At 41.8% G+C, this 24527-nt stretch carries 15 protein-coding genes; 5 read left to right on the top strand and 10 right to left on the bottom strand.

Going from position 1 to position 24527, the window contains the following annotated elements:
• Nucleotides 1-24: 24 nt before the first annotated feature.
• The 4 genes from ppk1 to DTQ70_RS06760 form a co-directional block, all read right to left on the bottom strand.
• Complete coding sequence (gene ppk1 / locus DTQ70_RS06775; RefSeq protein ID WP_122930106.1) at nt 25-2334, bottom strand: polyphosphate kinase 1; 2310 nt, start codon at nt 2332-2334, stop codon at nt 25-27.
• Nucleotides 2335-2476: 142 nt separating this feature from the next.
• Nucleotides 2477-4447 (bottom strand): DNA topoisomerase (ATP-hydrolyzing) subunit B, encoded by a 1971-nt coding sequence (gene gyrB, locus DTQ70_RS06770; RefSeq protein ID WP_206019644.1) that lies wholly within the window; start codon nt 4445-4447, stop codon nt 2477-2479.
• A 257-nt stretch (nt 4448-4704) separates the two neighbouring features.
• On the bottom strand, nt 4705-5448 hold the full coding sequence (locus tag DTQ70_RS06765) for an SDR family NAD(P)-dependent oxidoreductase (RefSeq protein ID WP_122930105.1): 744 nt from the start codon (nt 5446-5448) through the stop codon (nt 4705-4707).
• Between the two features lie 11 nt (nt 5449-5459).
• Nucleotides 5460-8429: a DUF5107 domain-containing protein gene (locus DTQ70_RS06760; RefSeq protein ID WP_122930104.1), complete on the bottom strand. Its 2970-nt coding sequence runs from the start codon at nt 8427-8429 to the stop codon at nt 5460-5462.
• A 93-nt stretch (nt 8430-8522) separates the two neighbouring features.
• On the opposite strand from DTQ70_RS06760, the gene DTQ70_RS06755 reads away from it, so the two are divergent.
• Nucleotides 8523-9131: a Uma2 family endonuclease gene (locus DTQ70_RS06755; RefSeq protein WP_122930103.1), complete on the top strand. Its 609-nt coding sequence runs from the start codon at nt 8523-8525 to the stop codon at nt 9129-9131.
• Nucleotides 9132-9142: 11 nt separating this feature from the next.
• Here DTQ70_RS06755 and DTQ70_RS06750 read toward each other — a convergent pair whose 3' ends face one another.
• The 6 genes from DTQ70_RS06750 to DTQ70_RS06720 all read right to left on the bottom strand — a co-directional run bounded on the left by DTQ70_RS06750 (nt 9143) and on the right by DTQ70_RS06720 (nt 21324).
• Entirely contained in the window at nt 9143-12472 is a 3330-nt protein-coding gene (locus tag DTQ70_RS06750) for a VCBS repeat-containing protein (protein ID WP_122930102.1), read from the bottom strand.
• Nucleotides 12473-12559: 87 nt separating this feature from the next.
• Nucleotides 12560-14152 (bottom strand): SusD/RagB family nutrient-binding outer membrane lipoprotein, encoded by a 1593-nt coding sequence (locus tag DTQ70_RS06745; protein WP_122930101.1) that lies wholly within the window; start codon nt 14150-14152, stop codon nt 12560-12562.
• Between the two features lie 31 nt (nt 14153-14183).
• Nucleotides 14184-17291: a SusC/RagA family TonB-linked outer membrane protein gene (locus tag DTQ70_RS06740; protein ID WP_122930100.1), complete on the bottom strand. Its 3108-nt coding sequence runs from the start codon at nt 17289-17291 to the stop codon at nt 14184-14186.
• Nucleotides 17292-17311: 20 nt separating this feature from the next.
• On the bottom strand, nt 17312-17590 hold the full coding sequence (locus DTQ70_RS06735; protein WP_122930099.1) for a carboxypeptidase-like regulatory domain-containing protein: 279 nt from the start codon (nt 17588-17590) through the stop codon (nt 17312-17314).
• A 395-nt stretch (nt 17591-17985) separates the two neighbouring features.
• Nucleotides 17986-19599, bottom strand: coding sequence for a S8 family serine peptidase (locus DTQ70_RS06725; protein WP_164489899.1), 1614 nt, complete (start codon nt 19597-19599; stop codon nt 17986-17988).
• A 66-nt stretch (nt 19600-19665) separates the two neighbouring features.
• Nucleotides 19666-21324, bottom strand: a complete 1659-nt coding sequence (locus DTQ70_RS06720) for a hypothetical protein (protein WP_122930097.1) — start codon at nt 21322-21324, stop codon at nt 19666-19668.
• 384 nt (nt 21325-21708) lie between these two features.
• Here DTQ70_RS06720 and DTQ70_RS06715 point away from each other — a divergent pair, with 384 nt between their 5' ends.
• Genes DTQ70_RS06715 through DTQ70_RS06700 form a run of 4 tightly spaced genes read left to right on the top strand, consistent with a single transcriptional unit; the run spans nt 21709 to nt 24515 of the window.
• The gene (locus DTQ70_RS06715; protein WP_122930096.1) at nt 21709-22410 is read left to right on the top strand and encodes a hypothetical protein; all 702 of its coding nucleotides are present in this window, start codon (nt 21709-21711) and stop codon (nt 22408-22410) included.
• A gap of 11 nt (nt 22411-22421) precedes the next feature.
• Nucleotides 22422-23087 carry a hypothetical protein gene (locus DTQ70_RS06710; protein WP_164489898.1) on the top strand — a complete coding sequence of 222 codons (666 nt, stop codon included), beginning with the start codon at nt 22422-22424 and terminating at the stop codon, nt 23085-23087.
• The gene (locus DTQ70_RS06705) at nt 23069-23890 is read left to right on the top strand and encodes a sensor histidine kinase (RefSeq protein WP_122930094.1); all 822 of its coding nucleotides are present in this window, start codon (nt 23069-23071) and stop codon (nt 23888-23890) included. The genes DTQ70_RS06710 and DTQ70_RS06705 overlap by 19 nt, the downstream gene beginning before the upstream one ends.
• Nucleotides 23862-24515, top strand: coding sequence for a response regulator transcription factor (locus tag DTQ70_RS06700; RefSeq protein ID WP_122930093.1), 654 nt, complete (start codon nt 23862-23864; stop codon nt 24513-24515). The genes DTQ70_RS06705 and DTQ70_RS06700 overlap by 29 nt, the downstream gene beginning before the upstream one ends.
• The last annotated feature ends 12 nt before the right edge of the window (nt 24516-24527 follow it).

Here is a 24527-nt window from a genome sequence, read left to right as displayed (position 1 = left end):
AAGTGTTCTAAAATACTTCATGGTTTATTCTTCTCCCGTTTCTGTGGAAACAGGAATGTTTGTAGCCGCTTCTTTTTGTTTTTCTAATAATGCCGCATCTTCTTTTACAAACAAGCGCGTAGCCATTACCTCTTCTAACGTAACATGGAAAAAACGTTCATGGATATTGAAAACCTGCCCTTTTTCGTCTTCGCATTTGATGTAGTTACCATCTTCCTGTAACTCATAGGCATTGACATTATCACGGAAATTATAGTCCAAAATATGAATTGCTTGTTGTTTAACCCGTGGGTTGACAAATTCAAACATGGATTCAATCCGACGATCAAAGGAACGTACCATCACGTCGGCACTACCTCCATATACTTTGGGGTTTCCATTGTTATGAAAATAAAATACGCGGGTATGTTCCAAGAAATCTCCCACGATTGACCGCACAATAATGTTTTCACTCAAACCTGCCCGCCCTGGACGCAAGCAACAAATCCCTCTAACAACGAGGCGAATTGGTACACCTGCCTGCGACGCTTTGTACAGTTCTTCAATCGTTGATTTATCCTCTAACGAATTGATTTTGATGCAAATTCCACTTGGAAGTCCTTTGGCGGCATTTTCTGCTTCTCGCCGAATCAGCTTCACGATTTGTTTTCGCATATCACGCGGCGCTGTAAGCAAGTACTGGTAATCGTTTGGCAACGAGTGTCCCGTAATTACGTTGAAAAACTCAGTGATATCACGATTATATACTTCATCGCAAGTAAGCAAGCCTATATCGGTGTAGAGTTTTGCCGTCTCTTCGTTATAGTTACCGCTGGCAAGGTGAGAGTAACTGATGACTCCTTGTTCCTCTGCCCGAACAATCTGGAGAAGTTTGGTATGGGTTTTAAACCTCGTAATGCCATAAATCACAAAACAACCTGCTTTTTGGAGGCGTTCGGCTTCGCGCATATTATTCTCTTCGTCGAAACGGGCCTTTACTTCAAACAAAACCGACACGTGTTTTCCGTTTTCAGCGGCTTTTAACAAGGCAGCTGTAATACGTGATTTTTTGGCTAGGCGATAAATCGTTAGCTTAATTGCCAATACTTGGGGGTCTTCGGCGGCATCTTCCAACATCTTCAATACTGGCTCAAAGTTATTGTAAGGATGGTGCAGCATCACGTCGCCTTCCTTGATGGTTTCAAAAATATCGTCTAAAATTTGCCCTGGTTCAAGCCCCAGCGGCGGAACTACTGACGGAGGAGGCGGTGTAAGTTCGGCAAATTCTGGATGTTTGATAATTTGCCACAAGCACGTAAAATCTAGTAAGTGATTGCACGTAAAGACGTTATAATCATCAAACTCCCAACGTTTTTTGAGTAGGTTTAGCAGCCAATCGGTCATACCTTTTTCAACTTCCATTCGCACCACCCGACCCAAACGCCGCGTTTTTAGTTTCTGTTTTACCTCGTCCAGAAAATCACTTTCATCATCGTCATTTTCCTCAATGGAGAAATCGCCATTACGCACAATACGAAACAAGTGCATATCGGTAATCTCTACGTTTCGGTACAATTTATGTAATTCGTGGCGGATAATTTCTTCAATTGGAATAAACAAAAATTCTCCGTCTTTTCGCTCAATCGTATAAAATCGTCGAAGGTTGACGGGAATTTGAACAAACGAAATGCGGCGATTTTCTTCGTCACCCTTTCCTTTTTCGTGAGAATTGGTAATCACCGCAAAAATTAGGGTTTTGGCCAATAACACAGGAAACGTGTGGGTATAGTCAAAAAGCATCGGCGTCAGCATCGGATAAATCGTTCGGTCGAAATACTTACCCACCTCTTGTTTTTCAACCTCATCCAAATCCACACAACCACCAATACGCAGTTTATGCTCCGCAAACAAAGGCATCAGTTCTTTTTCAAACACCTCGTCTTGCGCCTCGGTAAATTTATGAATAGCCGATAACAGAGCTTTTCGAAACGGAATCTCCCGCAGCCCCGAGTAGTCCACTCGTTCTTTTCCGTAATCTAAATAGTTATATAAACTTCCAACCCGAATCGTAAAAAACTCATCGAGGTTAGAATCTGAAATGGCCAAGAATTTCATCCGCTCAAACAGGGTTCGGCGGCTGCTACGGGCTTGGTCAAGCACTCGAAAGTTGAACTGAAGCCAACTTAAGTCGCGGCTTATAAAATTACTTTGCTCAATGGTTTGATTTACCCGTTCGACTGAACGAGTAAAACGGTCATGATCTTCCACAGGTTGCCCTACTACTTTAGGCTCACGGCGGTCGCGTCCAAAGGAGAACATTGACGCAATATTTTTAAGGTTATCGGATGCTGGCATGTTACTTATTTTATTTTTCAAAAATAGGTGGTTATCAACAAAAAGCCATTCGTCGGATAGGACGAATGGCTTTTATTAACGTTTTCTTAACAAGAGTTATTTCAACATAGCCTTCGCCACGTAATAAATTCTCAAGCGGCGTTTAAACGTCAACGCGGGCGTATTTTGCGTTACGCTCGATAAAATCACGGCGAGGCGCTACTTCATCGCCCATCAACATAGAGAACAAGTGATCTGACTCCGCCCCCGACTCAATGCCTACTTGTTTCAAGCTACGGTTTTCTGGGTTCATGGTTGTTTCCCACAACTGTTCTGGGTTCATTTCTCCCAAACCTTTGTAACGCTGAATATAGACGCTGTCTTCTTTTCCTCCCGAAATCTCACGAACGGCTTGTTCACGCTGCGTTTCTGTCCAACAATAGCGCTCTTCTTTGCCTTTTTTCACCAAATACAAAGGTGGTTGGGCAATGTAGATGTAGCCGTTGTCAATGAGTTCTTTCATATAGCGGAAGAAAAACGTCAAAATCAAAGTCCGAATGTGGCTCCCGTCCACGTCGGCATCGGTCATAATGATGATTTTGTGGTAGCGGAGTTTTTCGATATTGAGCGCACGTTCGTCTCCTTCACGACCAAACTGCACCCCAAGCGCCGTAATGATGTTTTTAATCTCTTCGTTTTCGTAAATTTTGTATTCTTGAGCTTTTTCAACGTTTAAGATTTTACCTCTCAACGGCAAAATAGCCTGAAATGCGCGGTTACGACCTTGCTTGGCCGAGCCCCCCGCCGAGTCTCCCTCCACCAAGTACAGCTCGCATGCCGATGGGTCAGTTTCTGAGCAGTCGGCCAACTTTCCTGGCAAACCACCGCCACCAAGTACCGTTTTACGCTGTACCATTTCGCGGGCTTTACGCGCAGCGATACGCGCCTTTGCCGCCAAAATCACTTTGTCAACAATCGTACGGGCCTCTTTGGGGTTTTCTTGCAAGAAATTTTCGAGCATTTCGCTCACTACTTGACTTACGGCCCCAGCTACGTCGGAGTTTCCTAATTTGGTCTTGGTTTGTCCTTCAAACTGCGGCTCGGCTACTTTGACCGAAATCACGGCCGTTAAGCCCTCGCGGAAGTCGTCGCCGCTGATTTCGATTTTTTCTTTGGCCAAAATACCCGTTTTTTCCGCGTAGTTTTTCAACGTACGCGTCAAGGCCATACGGAATCCCGAAACGTGCGTTCCACCTTCGATGGTATTGATGTTGTTGACGTACGAAACTACGTTTTCAGAATACGAAGTATTGTAAATCATCGCCACCTCGACAGGCACGACGCCTTTATCGTTCTCCATATAAATTGGACTAGGAATAAGCTGGTCGCGGGTACTATCAAGGTAAGTCACAAACTCTGTCAAGCCTCCTTCAGAGTGAAAGTCTTCAGTACGTGGCTGCCCGTGTTCGTCTAAATCGCGCAAGTCCGTAAGGTTTAAGCGAATTCCTTTGTTCAAAAAGGCCAACTCGCGCATACGGTTTGCTACGGTATCATACTTATATTCTGAGACGGTAAAAATGCTATCATCAGGTAAAAAATGAACAAATGTACCTGTATCAGTAGCCGTTCCGATTTCGCGAACGGGATATTTAGGTTTACCAATGCTATATTCTTGTTCAAAAACCTTGCCTTCGCGGTGTACTTCTACTCGAAGGTATTTTGAGAGGGCGTTTACGCAGGATACCCCTACCCCGTGCAAACCACCTGATACTTTATAGGTGTCTTTGTCGAATTTACCTCCTGCGTGCAAAACGGTCATTACCACTTCCAACGCAGATTTCTTTTCTTTGGGGTGAATGCCCGTTGGAATACCACGGCCGTTGTCTTTTACCGTCACTGAATTGTCAGTATTAATCACAACACTGATTAGGTCACAGTGGCCTGCCAACGCTTCGTCAATCGAGTTATCAACTACCTCCCAAATAAGGTGGTGAAGACCCTTAATACCAATGTCTCCAATGTACATCGCAGGACGCTTACGTACTGCTTCGAGACCTTCTAAAACTTGGATGTTTTCGGCTGAATAATTACTTCTGTCAATCTGTTCGGAAATTTCAATCGTTTCGGTTGCCATATGTTGGAATTGGTAACGAATAGGGTACTTATTGATGTACTTTTTGTATTAATTAAGGCGTAAAACTACAAATTTTTACGCAAAAATCCTAAAAATTACCCCTCTAAGGCCTACGATATGTCCCTACGGATTAATGAAACGTCTCGAATACCAAACGGCGTCCTACAGACGCCACCAAACGCACTTCCCCTATCAGAGCTAATACCGATTTTGAAGATGGAAAGTAGCTAAATTAAAGCCCAAAAATCAACTGCTTTTCAGAAATTTCGAATGTCATAGAAACCGCCGTTTTCAAACTGAGGATTCCCCACGGCTTGGTACAAAAATGTCGCTACACTGGCGGGAGAGCGCAGTTGTCCCTCAGCAAAAAGGCGTTGAAAACGCTCGACTTGAGAAAACTGTGAACTGTCTAAAGTACGAAGGTTTGTCTGCATTTCGGTGTCCACCACGCCAGGCGCAAACCCCCAAACTTTGGCAGGTAACTGATGAAGGTTTATTTCCAAACCAAGCACTTGGGTAGCCATCAATAGCCCCGCCTTCGACGAGCAATACGCCCCCCAGCCATCGTAGGCTTTGAGTGCCGCGCCTGATAAAAGGTTGATGATTTCGACCGCGACGTTTTGGGAAGAACCAATGGACAGCAAGCCGTTTTGTAAAATCATCGGCGCCGTTTGGTTCACAAAAATGGTCTGGGAAATGTCGTACGGTGAGGCTTGAAAAGAGGGCATAACCTCTCCCAAGCGGCCAGCATTGTTGAAAAGAATCACCTGCCCAAATGCCCCTTGGCCAATCAGTTGACCAAGCATCAAAAGCACCGACTCACAGCCTTCAATGCTGCTCAAATCCGCCCCTACATCCACGTAGCGCGGCGAAGATTGCTCCACGTACGTGCGAGAAATCCCAACGATTATATCTTCGGTCTCCTCTCTCAAAAAAACATCCACCAACGCTTTCCCGAGGCCACGGTTACTTCCTGTGATAATGACAAGTCGTTTATTCATTGATTCCTATCTTACTGAAATAGCTTTAACAGCTCAAACTCGTAAGCTGACAAGTTCTTGGTTAATTTAGTAATGTCTGCGGGCTGTGGTTCTTGTTTGGTCAACTTTTGTGTCATCCACTTTTTCAAATACCACGTCAAGCGGTTATCAGGATTGTAAGGCTCGCCCGAGCCAAGATTTTCGGGCCATTTTTCGGCCTGTTCTAAAACGGCAAACGCTTCACGGTATTTCTTTTGCTGATTGAGTGTCGCGGCATACCGAATGTTAAGTTCGCGGTACAATTTATGCGCTCCCGAAGCGCCTTCGTTGGGCAGAATGGTCAGCGAGTTTAGCACTTCAAGAGCTTCTTTGTAGCGCCCAGCCTGCTTCAATAGTTCTGCTCGCTGTTGTCCCAAAATATAAATTTCGTGTTCGGGCAAGCCCGAGGTTTCAACTTTTTTGGTTTTTAAGTAGTTGGTCAACTTTTCCTCGTTGATACGAATGGCCTTTTTCAACTCTCCGTTGGCAGCATAAAACTCAGCTAGACGCTTCACTACGCGCCAACTTTTAGGGTCAATTTCGTAGGCTTTTTCGAGGGCTTTTAACACCTCTTCTTTGTTGTCTTTCAGCAACTCTGCTTTTAGAAGGTAGTAAGGGGCATATTTAATTTCAGGCTCTCCTACCCGTAAAATATTTTTAGCATCCACTTGTTTCAAGGCTAAGGCTGCCAAAAAGAAATAGTAGCTCCCCATTTCTGCTGCATTTTTATCTGAAGATGACAACGCATTCAAAAACAACCCAGTATCCCCATCTCTAAAAGGAAAAACTCTTTCGGGTGACATTTTTAACGCTTCCATTTGATATTGCTTGCCATCTTTAGAAAGTTGTGACATCAACTCTGACTTCCACAAAAGCACCATCACTTCTTTGGGAGCATATTCAAGTACTTGTAACCCTTCTTCAAACAACCGCAACTTATTGTACCAAAGAGCTATTTCGAGATAGGTTTCGTGCGGCAATTCACTTTTAATTAGGCCACTAAATGCTTTTTTGTCGTCTTCCGCGTTGGTTATCAACGTATTCTCAAAACGAGCAAAATGATTTAAGGGGTCTTTGAAGAGCAATTCTTTGATTAATTTCAAAGCATGGGCGTTTTTGCCACGCTTTCGGGCAACCACAATTTCCAATTGAAGAGCATCAAAATTGGTTGAATTTGCCTCTATGGCTTGTTGCACAAACTCATCGGCTTTGGCCCATTCTTGGTTACGAATCGCCCTTATCGCAAGCTGGGTCAAAGCAGGCGAACGGTAGGCTGAATGTAACGAAGCTACGCCAAAATAATCCAACGAACCCACCATGTTCCACTCCATCATGCCTTGAAGATAATTTGCTTTGGGATGATAAGCATTGATTGCTAAGGCTTGTTTTATCAACGGTAAAGCATGTCCTTGCCACCCTATTTTAAAATTCAAATAGAGTTCGCCTAAATCGGCCAAGGCGTCTGCGTGGTATTTATTTTTTTCAATTACTTTTTTTAAATACGTTGCCGCTTCCTCGTACTTTCGCTGATTAGCCAAGTCTTTCGCCTGCGTATATAACCCATACTCCGAATTCCAATCAAATTCTTTTGGGGCAGCTAAAGGTCTTCGAGTAGCGGTTGGTTGTCCGTCTGCAATAAGTTCATCGCCTATCTTTATCGCCAATTTCTCTACCTCACCCGACCAGCGGATAGAATCCCGAACCGTTTCTAATGGCTTTAATTGAAGCAGTCTTTTAACGGGCACGTCACGGGTAAATGGCACCGACATCGTAAGGGTATCGTTGAGCGAACTAATGGCACAGGCATCCCATTTCAACCATCCATTTTGTACACGAAGGTTCAAGGCAATTTCGGGGGTTGCATGGGTCAAACCACGGGTATGTTTCACTGGAAACCAGTATTCCGTCCAACTATCGTGGGTGTAGGGCATAAAAGAGACGTGCTTGAAGGGACTGTACATGCTGCCCTCAGCCGCTTGGTTAAACAACCTTCCCGACTGCAATTCGACGTATTGGCCGTCGTTGTCCGTCAATAGTTTTTCCCAAATCATCCCCTCGCGCGACAGCCCCCAAATCCAGATTTTTTTGCCAAGTTTCTCGTGATAAGGTGAATAACGAACAAAGCCCATGTTGTCGTCGTGCCAAAAACCACCGTAAAAGTCGGTTCTTTTACCCAAAACGTGGTAAGACTTGTACGTACCAAAGTTGTTTTGTTCGTAAAAATTCAGGTTTCTTCCCAGCGAATCTTTTGGCCATGGGCCTACTTCACCGTCGTGACCGATGTAATTTGTTCCTGGAAATACAAATTCTAAGTTTCCAGCGGCTTTAAAACCCGCATTCATCCAATGGTAATAACTTGTTTCAAAAGCCGTAGCGTTATACCAGTGCGACTTGGTCGTAAAATAGGCTTTGTCTTTGGGCAAGTTTACCTCCACCATCCAGCGCGTTCGTGCCGACCAATCCCATGCCCCCAAAAAACAGCTTACACTTCCGTCGGCATTGGTTCGCGTAAAATAATCAACAGGCGCCGATACCGTAGGCGCGTGGCCAATGTCGCCAAAATTGATTTCAATCCCGCCCGACGTCCACGCGCCCCGCATGGCCACATCTCGGAATTTGACGACGTGATTGAAGTAAATGAAAGGGAAATTGGTAGATTTTTCATACGCGCCCCAAATTTTACCCCCGATTTCGGGCGTGATATAGACTTTGATGTAGTCGTTTTCGAGTTCAATAAACTTCCAATCCTTCATTACGGGCTTGTCGGTGTAGCCATCGTAGCGAAAATAAGGATAGATACGCCCAGGTTTAGGCACGGGGTCTGGATCCGAAAAAGGATAGGTGGTAAGGGTTTGGGTGGTTTCACGAACCACTGCGTTTTGAGCCGTTGAAGCTTGGAACAGTCCCAACATAAGGCCGATAAACAACCATTGTTTGGGGGCTAAAAAAGAGAGCGGACTCATGGGTTTGTGTGAAGTTAGTGGATAATGCAAGATAAAGTTTTGGCTTGGTTTGTACTGCTTTTTTGAGTAAAATTGTCAAAAAATGAACACCCTATGGTTGTGATTGCCACCAAACGACGTCCAAAAATTCGGAAAATACCCGCCCACTTGGTCTATGAAGAGCTCGACGGGCAAGCCTTGCCTTATCGCGGTTATTTGGAAGTATTATCAGGAAAAAAAACATTGGAAGAAATCATGGGCAGCAGTTCTTTACAGGCCGTGTTGGTCTCTATTATCAATTGGTTTGTCAGTAATCATATCAATCGAAAAAAATATTTAGTTGCCTCCAATGAGTCTGGCTTACACGTAAGTTCAGGCAGTAATTTAGCCAACGATATTGCTATTTTTGAAAAAGATAAAATAACATTGTCCGACAAATACTTCGATGTAGCCCCCAAAATAGTGATTGAAGTGGACATTAAAGTAGCTCTCGAAGAAACGGGGCTGACGAACGACTTTGATTATGTGTTGAACAAATCGCAGAAAATGCTTGATTTTGGGGTTGAAAAAGTCATTTGGATTACGACCCACACCAAGAAAATCTTTGTCATTACGCCCAATGCCCCTTGGTATCTGGTCAATTTTGAGGAAGATATTCCCTTGATGGAAGATTGCACCCTGAATCTTGCCCAACTCCTCCGAGACGAAGAAATTGACTATTAAATTTCATTTTACTACCTATCCAAAATCAACGCTTCGCCATCATTTACCCCAACAATTATCCGTTTTGTTTTGCCTGAATTAATCGTTTGCAAACCTCTAACATTGCCTCTAAAACTCAATCCTGAGCGGGATTGCGGAACATAGTTAAAATTGTTTTTCCCATCGCCCAAAAGCAACACACCGTGATTGGCGAGGTAGCGCCCAAATTTGATGCGTGTCCAAGTATTCCCCCCCGCCAAGAGCAAATCTTTTTTACCATCATTGTTAAAATCATCCGCTATGATGCCCATTACTGGCGCATATTGGGCTTCCGTCGGTAGTGTATGGGCTTTAAAACCTTTGGCACCTTGGTTTTCGAGATAAAGCGTTTGCATGATTTCCGCTTTCAAAATTTTAGCATTTGCCAGCTCTTCTGGGCTAAAAACATCGGTAATCGTAGCCGTTGAGTACGATTTATAATCAGTAAATTTTTTCTTGATATATGGAATTGGGTGCGACAAATCATCCCGAGAAGCCATCGGATACGACACTCCGTCGATGTAATAACTCAGCACAGGCACAATCGAACCGTTGTCCATAAAATCTTTGTAATGAACAGTCATTGGTTCTTTTTCATTGACTTTAAACTGGGTGTTTAACCCACAATTCCCAATTGTCAAATCCAAATCGCCATCGCCATCCATGTCGGTGGCATTGATTTTATTCCACCATCCAGTACTTGCAAAATGAATATATTCCTCAGATTTATCCGTCAATTTTCCTTTTGAATTGATAAAAACTTTAATCGGCATCCACTCTCCTACTACAATCAAGTCTAGCTGTTTGTCATTGTTTAAATCCATCCAAACGGCATCAGTCACCATTCCGATTTGACTCAATTCAGCACAAGTTTTAGATGTATTTTCAGAGAATCGTGGCGACGAACCGTTCCCTTTTCCATCATTTATCAAAATATACGAATTGGGCGTAACAGGATAGTTTCGGGGGACGATTCTTCCCCCAACAAAAAGGTCTAAATCGCCATCAGAATCAATATCAGCCGCTTTTACGCAGCCTTTGCTTGATACTAATTTTGGAAGGGCGCTTTCGCTTAGGGTATATCGTGGCGACGAACCGTTTCCTTTTCCATCATTCAGGTACAACCTATCTTGTAGCAATGGATCGTTTACTTCAAATTCATACCCTCCTGCCGCTACATACAGGTCTTTATCACCGTCGTTATCGGCATCAAAAAAAGTCCCTGCGACATCTTCACTCCCCGCATTTTGTGCAAAAACTGACGTATTTACTTTGCTAAATGTGTTGTTTTTATTTTGGATGAATAGTTGCGAAACTTCGCCTTTTGCTCCGCCCATAAAAAAGTCATCCAAGCCATCGTTGTTGATGTCGGCGACCTCAATGGATGGCCCTTGTCGGCTGAAATAATTTGGCAAAAGCGACTGCACAGTAAAATCACCAAATCCGTTTTCTTTATGAATCACATTGGCCAGATTGCTTTGTGAGAAAATCGGATTTGATTTTTGATTCTGATACACCCATTTGTTTTTAGCATTCGCTATTTTTACTTCTAACACTTGATTTGGTTTAACCGAAGTGAGCTTTTGATAAGAATCATTGGTCCAAATGACTATCAACGAATCAATCGTGGTATTTTCACCCACGCCAAAATTTAAAACAGGGTCATTGGATGATTGAAAACCCCTTACTGGCGATTGTTCTTGGTACATTAGCTTTCCTTTGCAGTACAATTTTACCTTTGCACCAATGCCAAAACGATTCGTAGCGCCCCCATCCAATTTGACGGACAAATAATTGTTTTTACTTACTAATTCTGAATTGTTTTTATAAATACTCGCCAACGCGTTGGTATTATTCACGATTAAATCAAGGTCGCCGTCGTTGTCCAAATCCGCATAAGCCGCCCCCGCAGAAACGCCTTTTGTGGTGAATCCCCATTCATTAGACATTTTTTGAAAAGTACCATCGCCTTTGTTTTTGAAAGCATAATTTTGGGTTTCATTTTTAGGCATTTTTCGTAAATATTCGGGAATTGGGTCCACATTAGCGGAGTCTTTGGCCATTGACTTGATGACTCTATCCACCGAATACTTCAAAAAATCCATTTCAGTATAATCTTTTACGTAGCCATTGGTAATGAAGAGGTCTTTGAATCCATCTTTATCAAAATCGCTGAATAAACCCGCCCAACTCCAGTCGGTATTTGATACGCCAGCCAATTGCCCTACTTCGCTAAATGTACCATCGCCATTGTTGCGTTGAAGCATATTTCGGCTAAATTGATAATAAAATCCTTGCCTAAACAGAAACTGAAATTTATCGAAATTCTCGGGACCACTGTGCATTTTAATGGTTTTATTGTCTTCAGGCATCATGTCAAGCGTCAGCAAATCAACATTGCCATCGTTGTCATAATCAGCAGCATCCGTTCCCATCGAATAGAGGGAAATGTTATCCATTTTCTGCACAAGTTTTTCGGTAAAACGTGGGGATGCGCCTGTCACATTGCCATTGTTTTCAAAGAAATAATCAGGTTCGTTGAAGTCATTGGACACCGAAATATCAGGCCAACCGTCATTGTTAAAATCGGAGACCGTGACCCCCAAACCAAAAGTCAAGACATTTGAAAAGATGCCTTCTTGGTCAGAAACGTTCGTAAAGTGGTTATTGTCGTTGCGGTAAAGTTTACTGGCATAATCAGGATTCCGTTCTTTTCTTAATTCGGGATTATCTTGAACGCCTGCGGTATATTTTTGGATCGAGTGATTGATGATAAAACAGTCTAAATCACCGTCTTTGTCATAATCTAAAAAAGAGGCCATGGTCGAATAACCATTGTCGGCTAAGCCGTATTCATCGGCTTTTTCAGTAAAACTTAAATCGCCATTATTGATAAAAAGAAGATTTTTACGGCGGTCTGGATTAATATCCGCACTTCGACAAATATAAATATCTAATTTCCCATCATTGTTTACATCGCTCATCGTTGCCCCAGTGCACCATCCCTGCATTTGGTCAACGCCTGCTTTTTTGGTAATATCTTCAAACTGAAAATTTCCTTTATTTAAAAACAGCCGATTTCTTACCATATTTCCCGTAAAAAGTATGTCTTGTAGCCCGTCGTTGTTAATATCCCCCACGGCTACTCCTCCTCCATTGTAGAAATAGATGTAGTTGGCAACGTTTAAAGGGCCATCTTCAAACAGCGTATTTCTAAAATTGATACCTGTATCAGAATCGGACAATTCGGTAAAAAGGGCATTATTGTCTTTACACGAATTCAAAAAAAACAGTGTAATAAGGGCGAATAGAAGTTTTCGCATGGTTTTGGGTATGAGTGATAAAGAGATTCCACCAAATAACAATATTCGGTGGAATCTACAAAAAAGTATTCGTACAAAAAGACAGCGCTAGTTTTTATCCCACCAAAGAGGTGTCGTCACTTTATCGCCACCAGAACCTAACAATGGAACTGCTGCATCAACCGCCGCCTTGTTGTTTTGTTTTTCTGACAACAAGAACGGAATTCTTCTGATCCATTGCTTTGTTGGGTCTGTAATATCAGGGTTTTCAGAATTTGCCACTGGATATAAAATGAAGTTACGAGCACGGCGATAATCTGCCCAAGCCTCTGAGCCATCAGGGAAAATGGCCAACCATTTCTGAATCGCAATTTGTTCTCTTTGAGTGGCTATGTCACTTGCCCATTTAATTGGAGCTTTTGACACCGCTGGCGATTTCAAGAAATCTTCTGGCGCAACCGGCACATCTGGGCTATTAATGTAGGCCGTGATGGCTGCGGCATCGGTGATTCCCCACTGTATCATTGATTGTCGAATGCCTTCTTCGTACAAACTTTTGGCAGTACCGTTCATATTCCAACCCAACAAGGCACCTTCGGCACGTAAGAAAAACGCCTCTGCCACCGACATGATATTGTGTGGAGTTTCCAAGTAATTGGCATTTCCACCAAAATCAGGTGAAGACCATCTAGCCCCTACTTTGGCATTGGCCGTTGGTAAATTCATCGCTTCGGTTAGTTGGGTAGATGTAAGTCCATTGCGCAGACCATCATATCGCCCTGTACCATTTGGATTGGCTTTTGTAGCATTATTTGGCAACCAATAAACCGACATACGAGGGTCTTTGTAGCCTTTCATCACAGACTCCATCGAAGCACTCATACGAAATTCGTTCCAATCTGACATGATGGAAAGGCCGTTGTTGTCTGACCCTTTTGTACTTTTCTGAAGTAACGCATCATCTCCTGGACTAGACTGAAATACGCCTGCTGCCACCGCTGCTTCCGCTTCGGTTTTTGCGCGTGCGGGATCCACTTTTGAAATGCGCAATGCTAAACGCAATCTTAACGTATTGGCAAACCTAAACCACTTACCAGCATCGCCACCATAAATTAAGTCAAAACTTCCATAAGGCTTTTCGTTTTGCTTATTTTTCAATACTTCAGATGCAGCCGCCAATTTTTTGAAGAAATCGTCATAGATTTTATCCTGTGCATCATACGCCACCGAACTACCCGATTTTCCAGCATTGAAGTACGGAATTGGCCCCCAGTAATCCGTCACTCGGTGAAAACCAAGCACCCAAACCACATCGGCAATGGCCGCTTCGGCAGAACCCGCAGGAGCAGCCGCCTTGATTGATTGTAACTGAGGTACCATGTCGGTGTAAATCGGATTAAAAGCAGCCCCTACCCAGTCCATACGAATATTCAAGCGGTCAGAGGGGAAATAGGTAGCTGTACAAGCAAAATATTGGGCATATTGATCAGCAAACAGGTTTTGTGCTATCTGATAATTCCAAATATTAGGAACCGCTGAAGCCTCAGCCTTAGCAAAAAGGAAGGGTAATTCGGCCGAACCTACGGTAGCAACTGAGTTTCTGTCTGTATTTATATCATCAAATTTTTCTGTACAAGAACTAAAGAGGAGTACAAAAAAACTGAGAACAGACAAGGATTTTAAAAAGCTATCTATTTTCATTTTGTAAATTTTTAATTGAAAAAATTAAACCTTAGAACGTTACTTGCAAATTCACTCCCAATGTACGAGTTGCAGGCATTGTACCATATTCAACGCCTTGGAAGTTGCCATTACCCAAACTCATATCAGGGTCAAACCACATTTTACGTTTTTCTAAACCAGGAATGTCCAATATTGAACTGCCTCTGTATAACCACAACAAGTTACGGGCAACGAGCATCAATTTGGCTGCTTTCACCGCTTTAATGTTTTTTACAGGAAGATTGTATCCGATTGAAAGTTCGCGTACTCTGAAATTAGTAGCATCGTAAGCAAAAAACTCCCCTGCACCGTATCTTTTACCAGAAGCGATTTGCCAGAAATCTTGCGCATTGATGGCTTTTGAGTTAGCTTCTCCTTTATCATTGACACCACCCAAATTCCAGCCACCTTCGCGATATGCCTCGGTTCCTTCTGTAATACCACTAAATGCCAAGTTCATTTCAGTTCCTGAAACAACAATACCGCCCACACGGCCATCCACCAATAAACGTAGAGAAACGCCTTTATAGTCAAACGAGTTGGTTAGACCGAGCGTAGCTTTTGGGTTAAAATTACCGATATAGCTTTGCTCTTGTGTTAAGCTAGGCTTGCCGTTGGCATCAACTATATATTGTCCAGACGCATTTTGGTTCCATTTGAAAGCCAACAAATCACCATAAGCTTTACCTTCTTCAACCACTGGCGTTGCCGAGCGACCGAATCCACCACCGAGGTAGAATATTTTTACTTGGTCGCTTAATGCCACCACTTTGTTACGGTTCGTTGCGGCATTGAAAGTGATATCCCATTTCAAAGGCGAATCTTGCGGCAGAGGTGTACCAGTTACTACCAATTCAACCCCTGAGTTTTGGATATTTCCAGCATTGATGTATTGTCTGCTGAATCCAGTGGCAACTGGCAGGCTCACACTCAACAATTGGTTGAATGAATTACTCTTATAATAAGTAGCGGTCACACCCAATCTATTTTGCAAGAATTTCGCCTCAATTCCAAATTCTAAATTCCTAACGATTTCAGGTTTTAACTCAGGGAAAGGAAGCGTAGAATTGATTTGCAAAAAGCCATTTCCAGCACCTTGACCATAGTTATAAACCGATTTCAATAGACCAAATCTACCCCCATTACCTACTTCGGCATAGTTTAGGCTAGCTTTTAAGAAGGAGATGCTTTCTGGTAATTTAATCAAATCAGAAAGTATGGTAGAAAGCCCCGCAGAAGGATAAAGGAATGAGTGAGGACTTGGAAGTCTTGAATCCCAGTCGTTACGCAAGCTTAAATCCAAAAATACGGATTCCTTCAACGACAAGTTGGCTTGGGCAAACACCGACTGTGTTTGTACCTGTGTAAAGCTTGATGTAACGGATGGGTTTTGGGCAAAATTCAAGCTGAATTTATTGGTTACGTTCAACCCACCTGCTGATTGAAAATTACCATCGTACTGGCTATCTTGGAAAATTCCACCTACGCGATAATTGATGTTTAAATTATCAGCGATTTTGTTATTTCCATCAAGCATCAAGTCAAACCATTTTTCGGTTACGTTGATTGTGTTTCTTGAATAATCACCACCTGGCCTAGAATACAAGATTGTTCCTTGATAAATCGAAGTTTCACCGTTGTCAGTAGTTTTATCAAGGTTCGCTTTTCCTGAAAGCGTCAACCAGTCCGTCAGTTTGTATTTAGCCGTTAAAAACCCAATCACCCTATCTCTCGCTTCGTTATTGATGTAGTTATTTATCATCCAATAAGGGTTTTGATAAATCGAACTTAGCGTAGATGGAAAAGTAGTAGGTTCTGGGATACCAATGTTGCTTAGTTTCTCATATTGCATCAAATCGGCAGTCGTCATGTTTCTCGCCACATTATAAATATTAGAAACTGGGGCGTTTTCTTCTCCCGACCGTGGGCGGCTATTTATCCGTTGATTCACATACGTGATTTTGGCATCCGTGGAAAAACGCTTCGAGATTTGGTTAGTAATACGAAGGTTTATCGTGTTTCGGAATAAATCATTTTTGTTAATAATCCCACCAATGCGGTTGTTGGTATAAGATACATACGTTTGCATTTTATCGGTACCACCCGTCACACTAATCGCATTATTTAAGCTCGAACCATTTCTGAAAAAATCCCGAACATTATTAGGCTGTGCAGAATAAGTCCCAGGCTGTCCCAAGTGGTTAGTGATAGACTGTCCCGTCATTTTTGCACCCCAGCTTTCGCCCGAAGTTGTACTCAATGTACCACCGTTGCCTTGTCCGTAGGTATTTTGAAAGCGAGGCAATGCCCACACATTTTCAGTACTAAACCCTGAATTGATACTCACCGCCACTTTATCTGCTTTCCCTTTTTTGGTCGTAATCACCAAAACGCCATTACCTGCTTGGCTTCCGTACAACGCTGCGGCCGAGGCACCTCTCAGTACCGTAACAGACTCAATATCGTCAGGGTTGATGCTCGAAGCACCGTCGGAACCTTGCACAAAACCGAAGTCGCTTCCAGCAGTACCGTTTGTACCATTGCTCAATGGCACACCATCTACTACAATCAGCGCATTGTTTGACCCCTGAATAGAACGATTACCCCTCAATACAATTCGAGCACCCGAACCTGGCCCACCCGAACCTTGCGTGATAACGGCATTGGCAATTTTACCAGAAAGTGAATTTATGACGTTGTTTGGATCTCTTGCTTCTACCAATTCCGTGGGTTTTACCGTTTGGGTTGCATACACCAACGTTTTCTTTTCGCGAGAAATACCAAGTGCCGTCACAACGACTTCGTTTAAAGTACTTGCATTTTCAGTAAGCGCAAAGTCCATCTTCGAAACACTGGCTCCCACAAGTTTTTCTAGCGCATTAAACCCAATAATCGACACCGTTATCGTCACATCGCCATTGGGTACACTCAAACTGTAGTTACCGTTTGCATCCGTGACCGTTCCTCTGTTTGTGCCCTTAACAATCACCGAAGCACCAGGTTGGGCTTCATTTGCGGTGGAAGTCACCTTCCCTGTTATGACACGCGTTTGTGCTCGTAGGCCATTTACCATGAAAAGTAAAATGGCTATGAACCATACAAGTTTATTTTTTTGCATAGTAGTTGTGATTAAACGAATTAAATTGAAACAAATACCCTTGAACCGAACGCTACTTCTTTTGTTTCGTAGCCCATTGAAGAAGAGACAAAAGTTCCAGAAGCTGGAACCGAACGTTTAAAGGCACCATTACCGTCGGAGTTCGTCCCTCGGTTGGTGCCTTTGAGTAGAATGTTCATACCGGGCAGCCTTTGCCCGTTTTCAACCTTGACGGCTCCCGACAGTGCCCTGTCTTTCGCCATCAAGTTCCCAGTCGCAATAAGTATTACAACTAAGTTGGCAAATAAAATTTTACGCATAAATTGATTTGGATTAGTTTTGATTACCAAATGCAAGTTATACGCAATTTTTAAATTATTGTTATTTAAATGACAACATTTGTTAAATTTTTTTAATATGTCATTTATACACTTAAAAATTGGACATATTAACGATATACCAATATTTAATCTAACAATAATACAATGTCTTATCGGGCTATTTCCAAATATTTGTAAGCAATCTTAACCAATTCTTATGAAATATATTCTCAATATCGCTTTCGGCGTAGCCGCGTTGGCGCAGTAGGTCTTGGTACTTTTGCAGGTCGGAGATAGTGTCTAAGAAGTATAAATTGAAGTTGAGAGAGTCGGCATAGTCTAGAAAAACAAACGCCCTCCTTTTTATATATTTGAGGAGGGCGTTTGAGCTATGTTTAATTTTGAAGAATCAAATCTTCAATTTGTTGAAATAAGTTAGTATTGTCATTGTAATGATTATTGGCGGCCATGTATGCTGCTTGGTGTTCTGCCGCAAACATATTCGGACGCTCTGGTAGTATTGGTGGAATCGGATTGGGTCGAATAACGATTGATTCAATAATCCGCCTCCATCTGGCTAGTAGCGCCGCTTTACCTGCATTCAAAAGCCCAGCTCCAGTGGCGGTATCATACCCTACTGTCGCTACTGAACCATTTCCACCTACACCAATCGTGACATCTGTTGCTGTGGACATCAGAAATGACCGTACACGTGCAGGAGAAATGCCTGGATATGCCTGCAAAACTAATGCGCAAGCTCCCGCAATCTGTGGTGCGGCGGCTGATGTACCGCTGATCGCTGCCCAACCATCATTTGTGGCTGTTTCATCACCATTTGGGTGTGGACTTCCATTGCCTAAAGCTTGGTCTATTTCACAGTTGGCAGGGAGTGGCAACATCAAATAGGCCGCTCTTGGCAGCATTCCAACCAAACCCGACAAATCAGGCACTTTTCTACCTATATAAATATTGCTTGTAAACCCACTAGCATAGTTACTCGCTTTAAGCGTACCATCCATTTCTCGATACACCCCACCTGCCGAAATCACGTCAGGGTGTTGGCCAGGAAAACCGTAGTGGATATTTCCCGCAGAAAATACTACAACAATCCCGCTAGCTACTGCTGACGCTATGGATGCCGCTAGAGCTTGATTGGCCGCAGATAAGGGAGGATTGCGAATACTCGACCCCCAGCTGCACGTAATAATTTGGGGAGATTGAGCAACCGCTACGTTGAAAGCTCCAATAGAATTGACAAAATTGATTTTAACGGGTTGGAGCGTTACTTCAGGTGCCACGGCAAAAATATTAGCGGACTCAGATGTACCATGTCCATTTTCATCCGTTAGAGGAGAAACAGCTGATGGCCCTAACAACGGTGTAAGCACGTTATAATAACGGCTTAAGAAAAACGGGTGCTTATACCAACCCGAATCTACCATACATATTTTGATACCTTTACCAGTAAAGCCAGACCGATGTGCTTGGTAGGCATTCAAAACTACCCCAACCCCATCAGGAACTGTCAAATGGTTGTATGTTTTATATGGACCAATAATCCGTTCTGACATGAAATATATGGGTTCTTCAATAGCAATCCCTTCTATCAAATCGGCCAATGGAGACTCGTTTGTATTAATCAATCCAGGGGTGGGGCTATTGTTTGAATCCCAAAAAGTGGCATCGTCTTCTTTACCAGACTCTTTGATAACTCGCTTCTCATTGGATGAAATTTTAGTCTTGAATATTTTTTCATACAATGAAATCGGCCCTGCAATAGACACCCCAATTTTTGACTGACCTAAGACTTCAAAACCAAGTTCCGTAAATTTCTTAATTGCTTGTGTAATCAACTGCTCTTCTGATTGAAACAAGTGTGCATTTTGAGAGGTGACAATGTCTTTTTCGTCAAAAAGTGACTTTCCTCCAACTGAACGAACAGACGCAAACGCAAACAATTTTTCGGGGGCACTGGCCTGCCCATCTTCTTTTAATTGTTTATTTTTCATTTTCATAAAACGTAAGGGATAAGTGCCTACTCTATTATACGCTTTTCGGCTTCGGCGTTTTTAGAACTATAATTTTAACCTCGCTTCAGAAGCAAAATTTTTAAGATTTGAACTGAGGTTTTCAATGGATTTATCGAATCCGAAAGCCATGCCTTTAGTGAATATTTCTGTCACACGGTCTAAGTCTTTTTCATTCAATTCTTCCCCCGAAATACTCTTATCATCTCTTAGAGCAATAAAACCCGCCCCAATAGACGTATAAAGAATCAAATCAAGATTGAGCCATGGCTGATAATACCCTTTCTGCTGCTCTTTGCTTTTAGGCTTCCACACATTAAGCATAGATGCCACATTAGGGTTTGTTGTCTCAAGCGATTCGACTAAAAACTCACGAGCGAGTGACGGGTTAAGTTTTGATGATAGTATTTCTTCTGCTAAGGATCCAATACTACTTAAATCCGCCAATGAAATATTTTCAAGCTTTTCAACAGGATTGTTCAAACTAGCTTCTATGAGTTGGGAGTCTCTCAATAGTTCAATCCACAAGAATCTTCTCCAGCACAGCCAAGATTTTCTTCTTGACATCCACAATGAAATATTCATGAAGTACTGCCGTATGATGTTAAAATCGGCAGTTGCTAAACCAGATTGTTGCCCTGATCTATCATTTGGCGTAAAACCCATTCCTCCCTGTGAGCCTACTCCATTCAAATTCACATTTACAAAATGATGCCAAGTAGAGTCCACAACGACACGGCCAACGTTGGCCAAACGCCCATCCCACACGGCAATAGAAGGAAAACAGTGAGGGTCTGTCAGTGCTTTACCACTCCCTCCACCAGTTGTACTTCCCCCCATAACAAAGGAGGTAGCAATAATTTGGGTAGGAACGGTGACATTGTTAATGGTAAACGACGTTTCGGGCTTACATTCTCCTTCGTGCGGGTGGTCGGGCATGATGTCTATAATCCCAGATGCTCTAATGTTTGTGCTAATAGACAACAAGGGATGCGGCATCCCACTGCCAAAAGTTCTCACGGCGATAGTCTGTGGAATATTGTCGGACTGATTATCGAAGAAAAGAGAAGTAGCATCACCCAAACGAGGTCTATTAGTGTCGTTTCTTCTACGCCCACTCATACTCACCTCATTGGCATCATTTGAAGCACCTGCAGGTGTATCAGCCCAATAACGCATATCTTTCACTCTTGGAATATTTCCGCACAGGGCAGAACCCAAATTTCCGTGATCACCAGTCGCGAACAAACCGCCACCACCATTCATATATGCCTCAACAACAGGCAATTCGCTTTGCGAAAGTCCTGAACCTGAATTTATACCAAACAGCCAAACTTGATCAAAATCATTCAAGTTGACACTGGTTTGAAAGTTGAAGCTACTTATCTGATTTACCACCAAGGGATTAAGGCTTGGAGGAGAGCTAGAACGATGCCCAAGTGTAATCTGATAGTTATTCCATGTAGTAGCCTGAAGTTGGTTAAAGGCTGTTAAAAATTCAGAAAGCCCTACAACGCCAGTACCAAAATTCAGTCCACCATCAGTAACAACCAAAACCTTAACGGTACAGCGCCGCCACCACCACCATTTTGGCGTAAATGCCTTAAAAAACTCGGGTTTCAAAGTTTCTAGTTTTCTTATAAGGTCTAGTCTCTCATCCCGATTTAGCAAATACATGTTTTTAAATTGCTCTTCTAACTCTTTCATTATTTGGAAATTATTTTATAAACTTACCTACTCTATTGTACGCTTTTCGGCTTCTGCGTTTTAAAAACTATAATTCTTATAATGATACTATGTAAAGAATTATTAAAATTGACAGTACAAAGGTGTAGCATTTTTAAAAGCGACAAAAGCCACAAAAAACGGATTTTTATGCCGATTTTTAACGAGAACATATACCGTTATTTAACGGTATTTAATGCGTAAAAACACTTGATTGCAAGAGACAAATTAAATATATACACTTGATATACAGATACTTAATCCAAAATACGCATTTACCACGCTTCACTGGCAACGATTCTAATTTCCCAAAGCATCTATATTTGTAATATTCATTTAGTGTTTCACTTTAATATTATTCCTAAGATGAAGAAGTTCCTGATTATTTCTAACCTCTTTACATTGAGTTTATGGTTATATACAAGCTATAAGTATAGTAACCTAGCAAGTATCCAAGGCAAAAACTGTGATTGGTTTTGTTACAATTATTCCAACAAACCTATTGAAGAAATCCCATATCAAGCAATGAATACTGTGATGGATAATTACCGAGATAGATGGGGGAATAAGTTTGAAAAAAAAGACACACGATGGGTTTGGTTTCCGCTAGAAAAGCTAAAGCATTTTATTTATCTTGTGGAAAAAACAAGCTGTAAAGAATGTTTAGCAGAAACAAAAACTACCTTGGGAGTTCGCTTCTATTTTATAGAATATCCAGACAAGGCACAACTAACTAGGATGGACACTCCCTCCCAAAACTATTTTAACCACTTATCTTCAGTCTATTATCGAAAACACAATTTACTTTTGGTACCAACTTTCCAAAAAGGTAACAAAACCCATGTAGATTTCGATATAAAAAGTACCCAAAGTAAGTGTGTGTATATGCCGATGAGCGAAGTAATGGCCAATTACAGAAATGAAAAGAGTCTTGAAAAAGCTACTTTTTCCATGTTTTCAGCTGCTCCAGGAGACGCCAGTAACCCCTTTGCGATGAACAGAGGAGGAATGGGGCCCCCACCTTATAACGACGGCGATGAGTTAATGCAATCTACTGATAATTACTAAACGGAATTACAATGGTCGCGATCATAATGATACTCAGTATTGGGGTCATCATTTCAGAAACGATTGCAGCAATTGCTGGCATTTCCCAACACCGTAAGTTAAGTGACTCCCTTTGGAGTTACTTAACTTACTATTTGATTTGGATTAGCACACTTGAGTGGATTGGATGGCTGTCAAGATTATGGAATAAAATGGACTTCAACAGCAGATTGTATAATTATGTCTCTATACCTTCAGAATATTTATTTTTTCTATGGCTGTTGAGTCAGCTTATTAGAAGTAGAAAACAAAAGGTATTGGTAGTTCCTGAATATAGTATATTGATTTATTCAATAGCTTGGTTTTTTGACCATTTTTATTTTTCAAAACAAACCTATACTTTTCAGTCGTTTTCGGTGACAGTAGGAAGTATCTTGATGGTGATACTAATTATTGTGTATTTGTATCAAATTGTAGCATCAGACTATATTTTGTCTTTTGCTAAAACCATAGAATTTTGGGTTATTTTGGGCATCATTTCGTATTATCTACTATCCCTGCCTTATTATGGTACTTACAATACATTAACTCAAAATTATAAACACATTTTTGAAATATATCAGGTGATTGTGTACTGCTTATCTATTTGTATGTATTTACTATTTACGGTAGGTTTCCTATGGCAGAAAAAGAGCTAACCATATTTCTGATTCTGGTCAACGTAGTCCTGCTAATTTTTGTCGGCGGGATTTTGGCATTTATTGTACTTTACCGACAACGTAAAATACAATATATCCGTGAGACCCAATTACTTCAACAGCTTCATCAACAAGAACTTATCGAAACCCAACTGGCTATCCAGCAGCAGACTATGCGCGATATAGGCAGGGAAATCCACGATGACGTCGGGCAAAAGCTTACACTCGCGTCTATTTACACACAAGGCTTACTCCATTCTAAAACGATTAAAAGTGATGTTTTTTTTTCTCAAATATCTGAAATCGCCAAACTAATTGACACTTCATTACAAGATTTAAGGCAACTCTCAAAATCACTTGTCCAACCTGAGCTCACCCATACTTCACTAGAAGACCTACTTCGGCAGGAAGTAGTCCAATTCAACCAACTTGGAAGTTGCCATGTTCATTTATCACTTCCGTCGGCTCCTCTTTTATTGGATACTTCTATCAAAAATAATATCTTTCGTACCTCTCAGGAGTTTATGCAAAATAGCCTCAAGCACGCTTCTTGTCAAAATATTTGGATTAGTATATATATAAAACCAAACAGGCTTGATTTTGTATTTAAAGATGATGGTAAAGGGTTTGAAATAGATATGCAAAGTACGGGGATTGGATTATCCAATGTAAAACGGCGTTTGAGTGAATTAACTGCTTTTGATGAATCATTCGTATCAATTTTGGGCAGTGGCACTACCTTACAATTTTCAATTCCATTTTTAAATATTCCCGATGAAACACACAGTAGTAATTGTGGATGACCACTTACTTATCGCCAAAGCCATTAGCTCAATGGTACGCAACATGGCTCATTTTGAGGTTTTATATGAAGCTGAAAATGGTAGTGTGCTTATCAACAAATTCAAAACTCGCGACTCTGTCCCTGATATTGTATTACTTGATATTTCCATGCCTATAATGGATGGATTTCAAACAGCCCAATGGCTCCAAGAAAAATACCCTACAGTAAAAATACTCGTTCTTTCGATGCAAGATGATGAAGATTCGGTGATAAAAATGATAAAATACGGTGTAAAAGGGTACCTCCATAAAAATACTCCTCCTGCCGAATTAGAGAAAGCTTTAACGAATGTTACCGAACAAGGAATTTATTTTCCAAATTGGGCCACAAGTATTGTACTCCAAACAATTTCAAATAACAAACATAAGAAGCTTATCTCCTCTGATGAAAAACTCAGCCATCGAGAGCTAGAGTTTTTACATTATGCTTGTACAGAACTCACCTATAAAGAAATCGCTGACCAAATGTGTTGTAGCCCACGTACTGTTGAAGGGTATCGAGACGCGCTTTTTGACAAACTCAATATCAAAACCCGCACGGGGCTTGCCATGTTTGCTGTCAAAGCGGGTATTGTCAAACTATGAAAAATCTAGTGA

The sequence above is a fragment of the Runella sp. SP2 genome, assembly GCF_003711225.1.
GTDB lineage: Bacteria > Bacteroidota > Bacteroidia > Cytophagales > Spirosomataceae > Runella.
The sequence above is the reverse complement of the archived record's forward strand: the minus strand, read 5'-3'. Positions and strand labels throughout refer to the sequence as shown.

What these genes read in the sequence shown, in the direction of transcription:
- DTQ70_RS06760 (WP_122930104.1), bottom strand. Translation starts at nt 8,429, where the DNA reads ATGAGTCCGCTCTCTTTTTTAGCCCCCAAACAATGGTTGTTTATCGGC.
- ppk1 (WP_122930106.1), bottom strand. Translation starts at nt 2,334, where the DNA reads ATGCCAGCATCCGATAACCTTAAAAATATTGCGTCAATGTTCTCCTTT.
- DTQ70_RS06710 (WP_164489898.1), top strand. Translation starts at nt 22,422, where the DNA reads ATGGTCGCGATCATAATGATACTCAGTATTGGGGTCATCATTTCAGAA.
- DTQ70_RS06750 (WP_122930102.1), bottom strand. Translation starts at nt 12,472, where the DNA reads ATGCGAAAACTTCTATTCGCCCTTATTACACTGTTTTTTTTGAATTCG.
- DTQ70_RS06765 (WP_122930105.1), bottom strand. Translation starts at nt 5,448, where the DNA reads ATGAATAAACGACTTGTCATTATCACAGGAAGTAACCGTGGCCTCGGG.
- DTQ70_RS06735 (WP_122930099.1), bottom strand. Translation starts at nt 17,590, where the DNA reads ATGCGTAAAATTTTATTTGCCAACTTAGTTGTAATACTTATTGCGACT.
- DTQ70_RS06740 (WP_122930100.1), bottom strand. Translation starts at nt 17,291, where the DNA reads ATGCAAAAAAATAAACTTGTATGGTTCATAGCCATTTTACTTTTCATG.
- DTQ70_RS06755 (WP_122930103.1), top strand. Translation starts at nt 8,523, where the DNA reads ATGGTTGTGATTGCCACCAAACGACGTCCAAAAATTCGGAAAATACCC.
- DTQ70_RS06745 (WP_122930101.1), bottom strand. Translation starts at nt 14,152, where the DNA reads ATGAAAATAGATAGCTTTTTAAAATCCTTGTCTGTTCTCAGTTTTTTT.
- DTQ70_RS06700 (WP_122930093.1), top strand. Translation starts at nt 23,862, where the DNA reads ATGAAACACACAGTAGTAATTGTGGATGACCACTTACTTATCGCCAAA.
- gyrB (WP_206019644.1), bottom strand. Translation starts at nt 4,447, where the DNA reads ATGGCAACCGAAACGATTGAAATTTCCGAACAGATTGACAGAAGTAAT.
- DTQ70_RS06725 (WP_164489899.1), bottom strand. Translation starts at nt 19,599, where the DNA reads ATGAAAAATAAACAATTAAAAGAAGATGGGCAGGCCAGTGCCCCCGAA.
- DTQ70_RS06715 (WP_122930096.1), top strand. Translation starts at nt 21,709, where the DNA reads ATGAAGAAGTTCCTGATTATTTCTAACCTCTTTACATTGAGTTTATGG.
- DTQ70_RS06720 (WP_122930097.1), bottom strand. Translation starts at nt 21,324, where the DNA reads ATGAAAGAGTTAGAAGAGCAATTTAAAAACATGTATTTGCTAAATCGG.
- DTQ70_RS06705 (WP_122930094.1), top strand. Translation starts at nt 23,069, where the DNA reads ATGGCAGAAAAAGAGCTAACCATATTTCTGATTCTGGTCAACGTAGTC.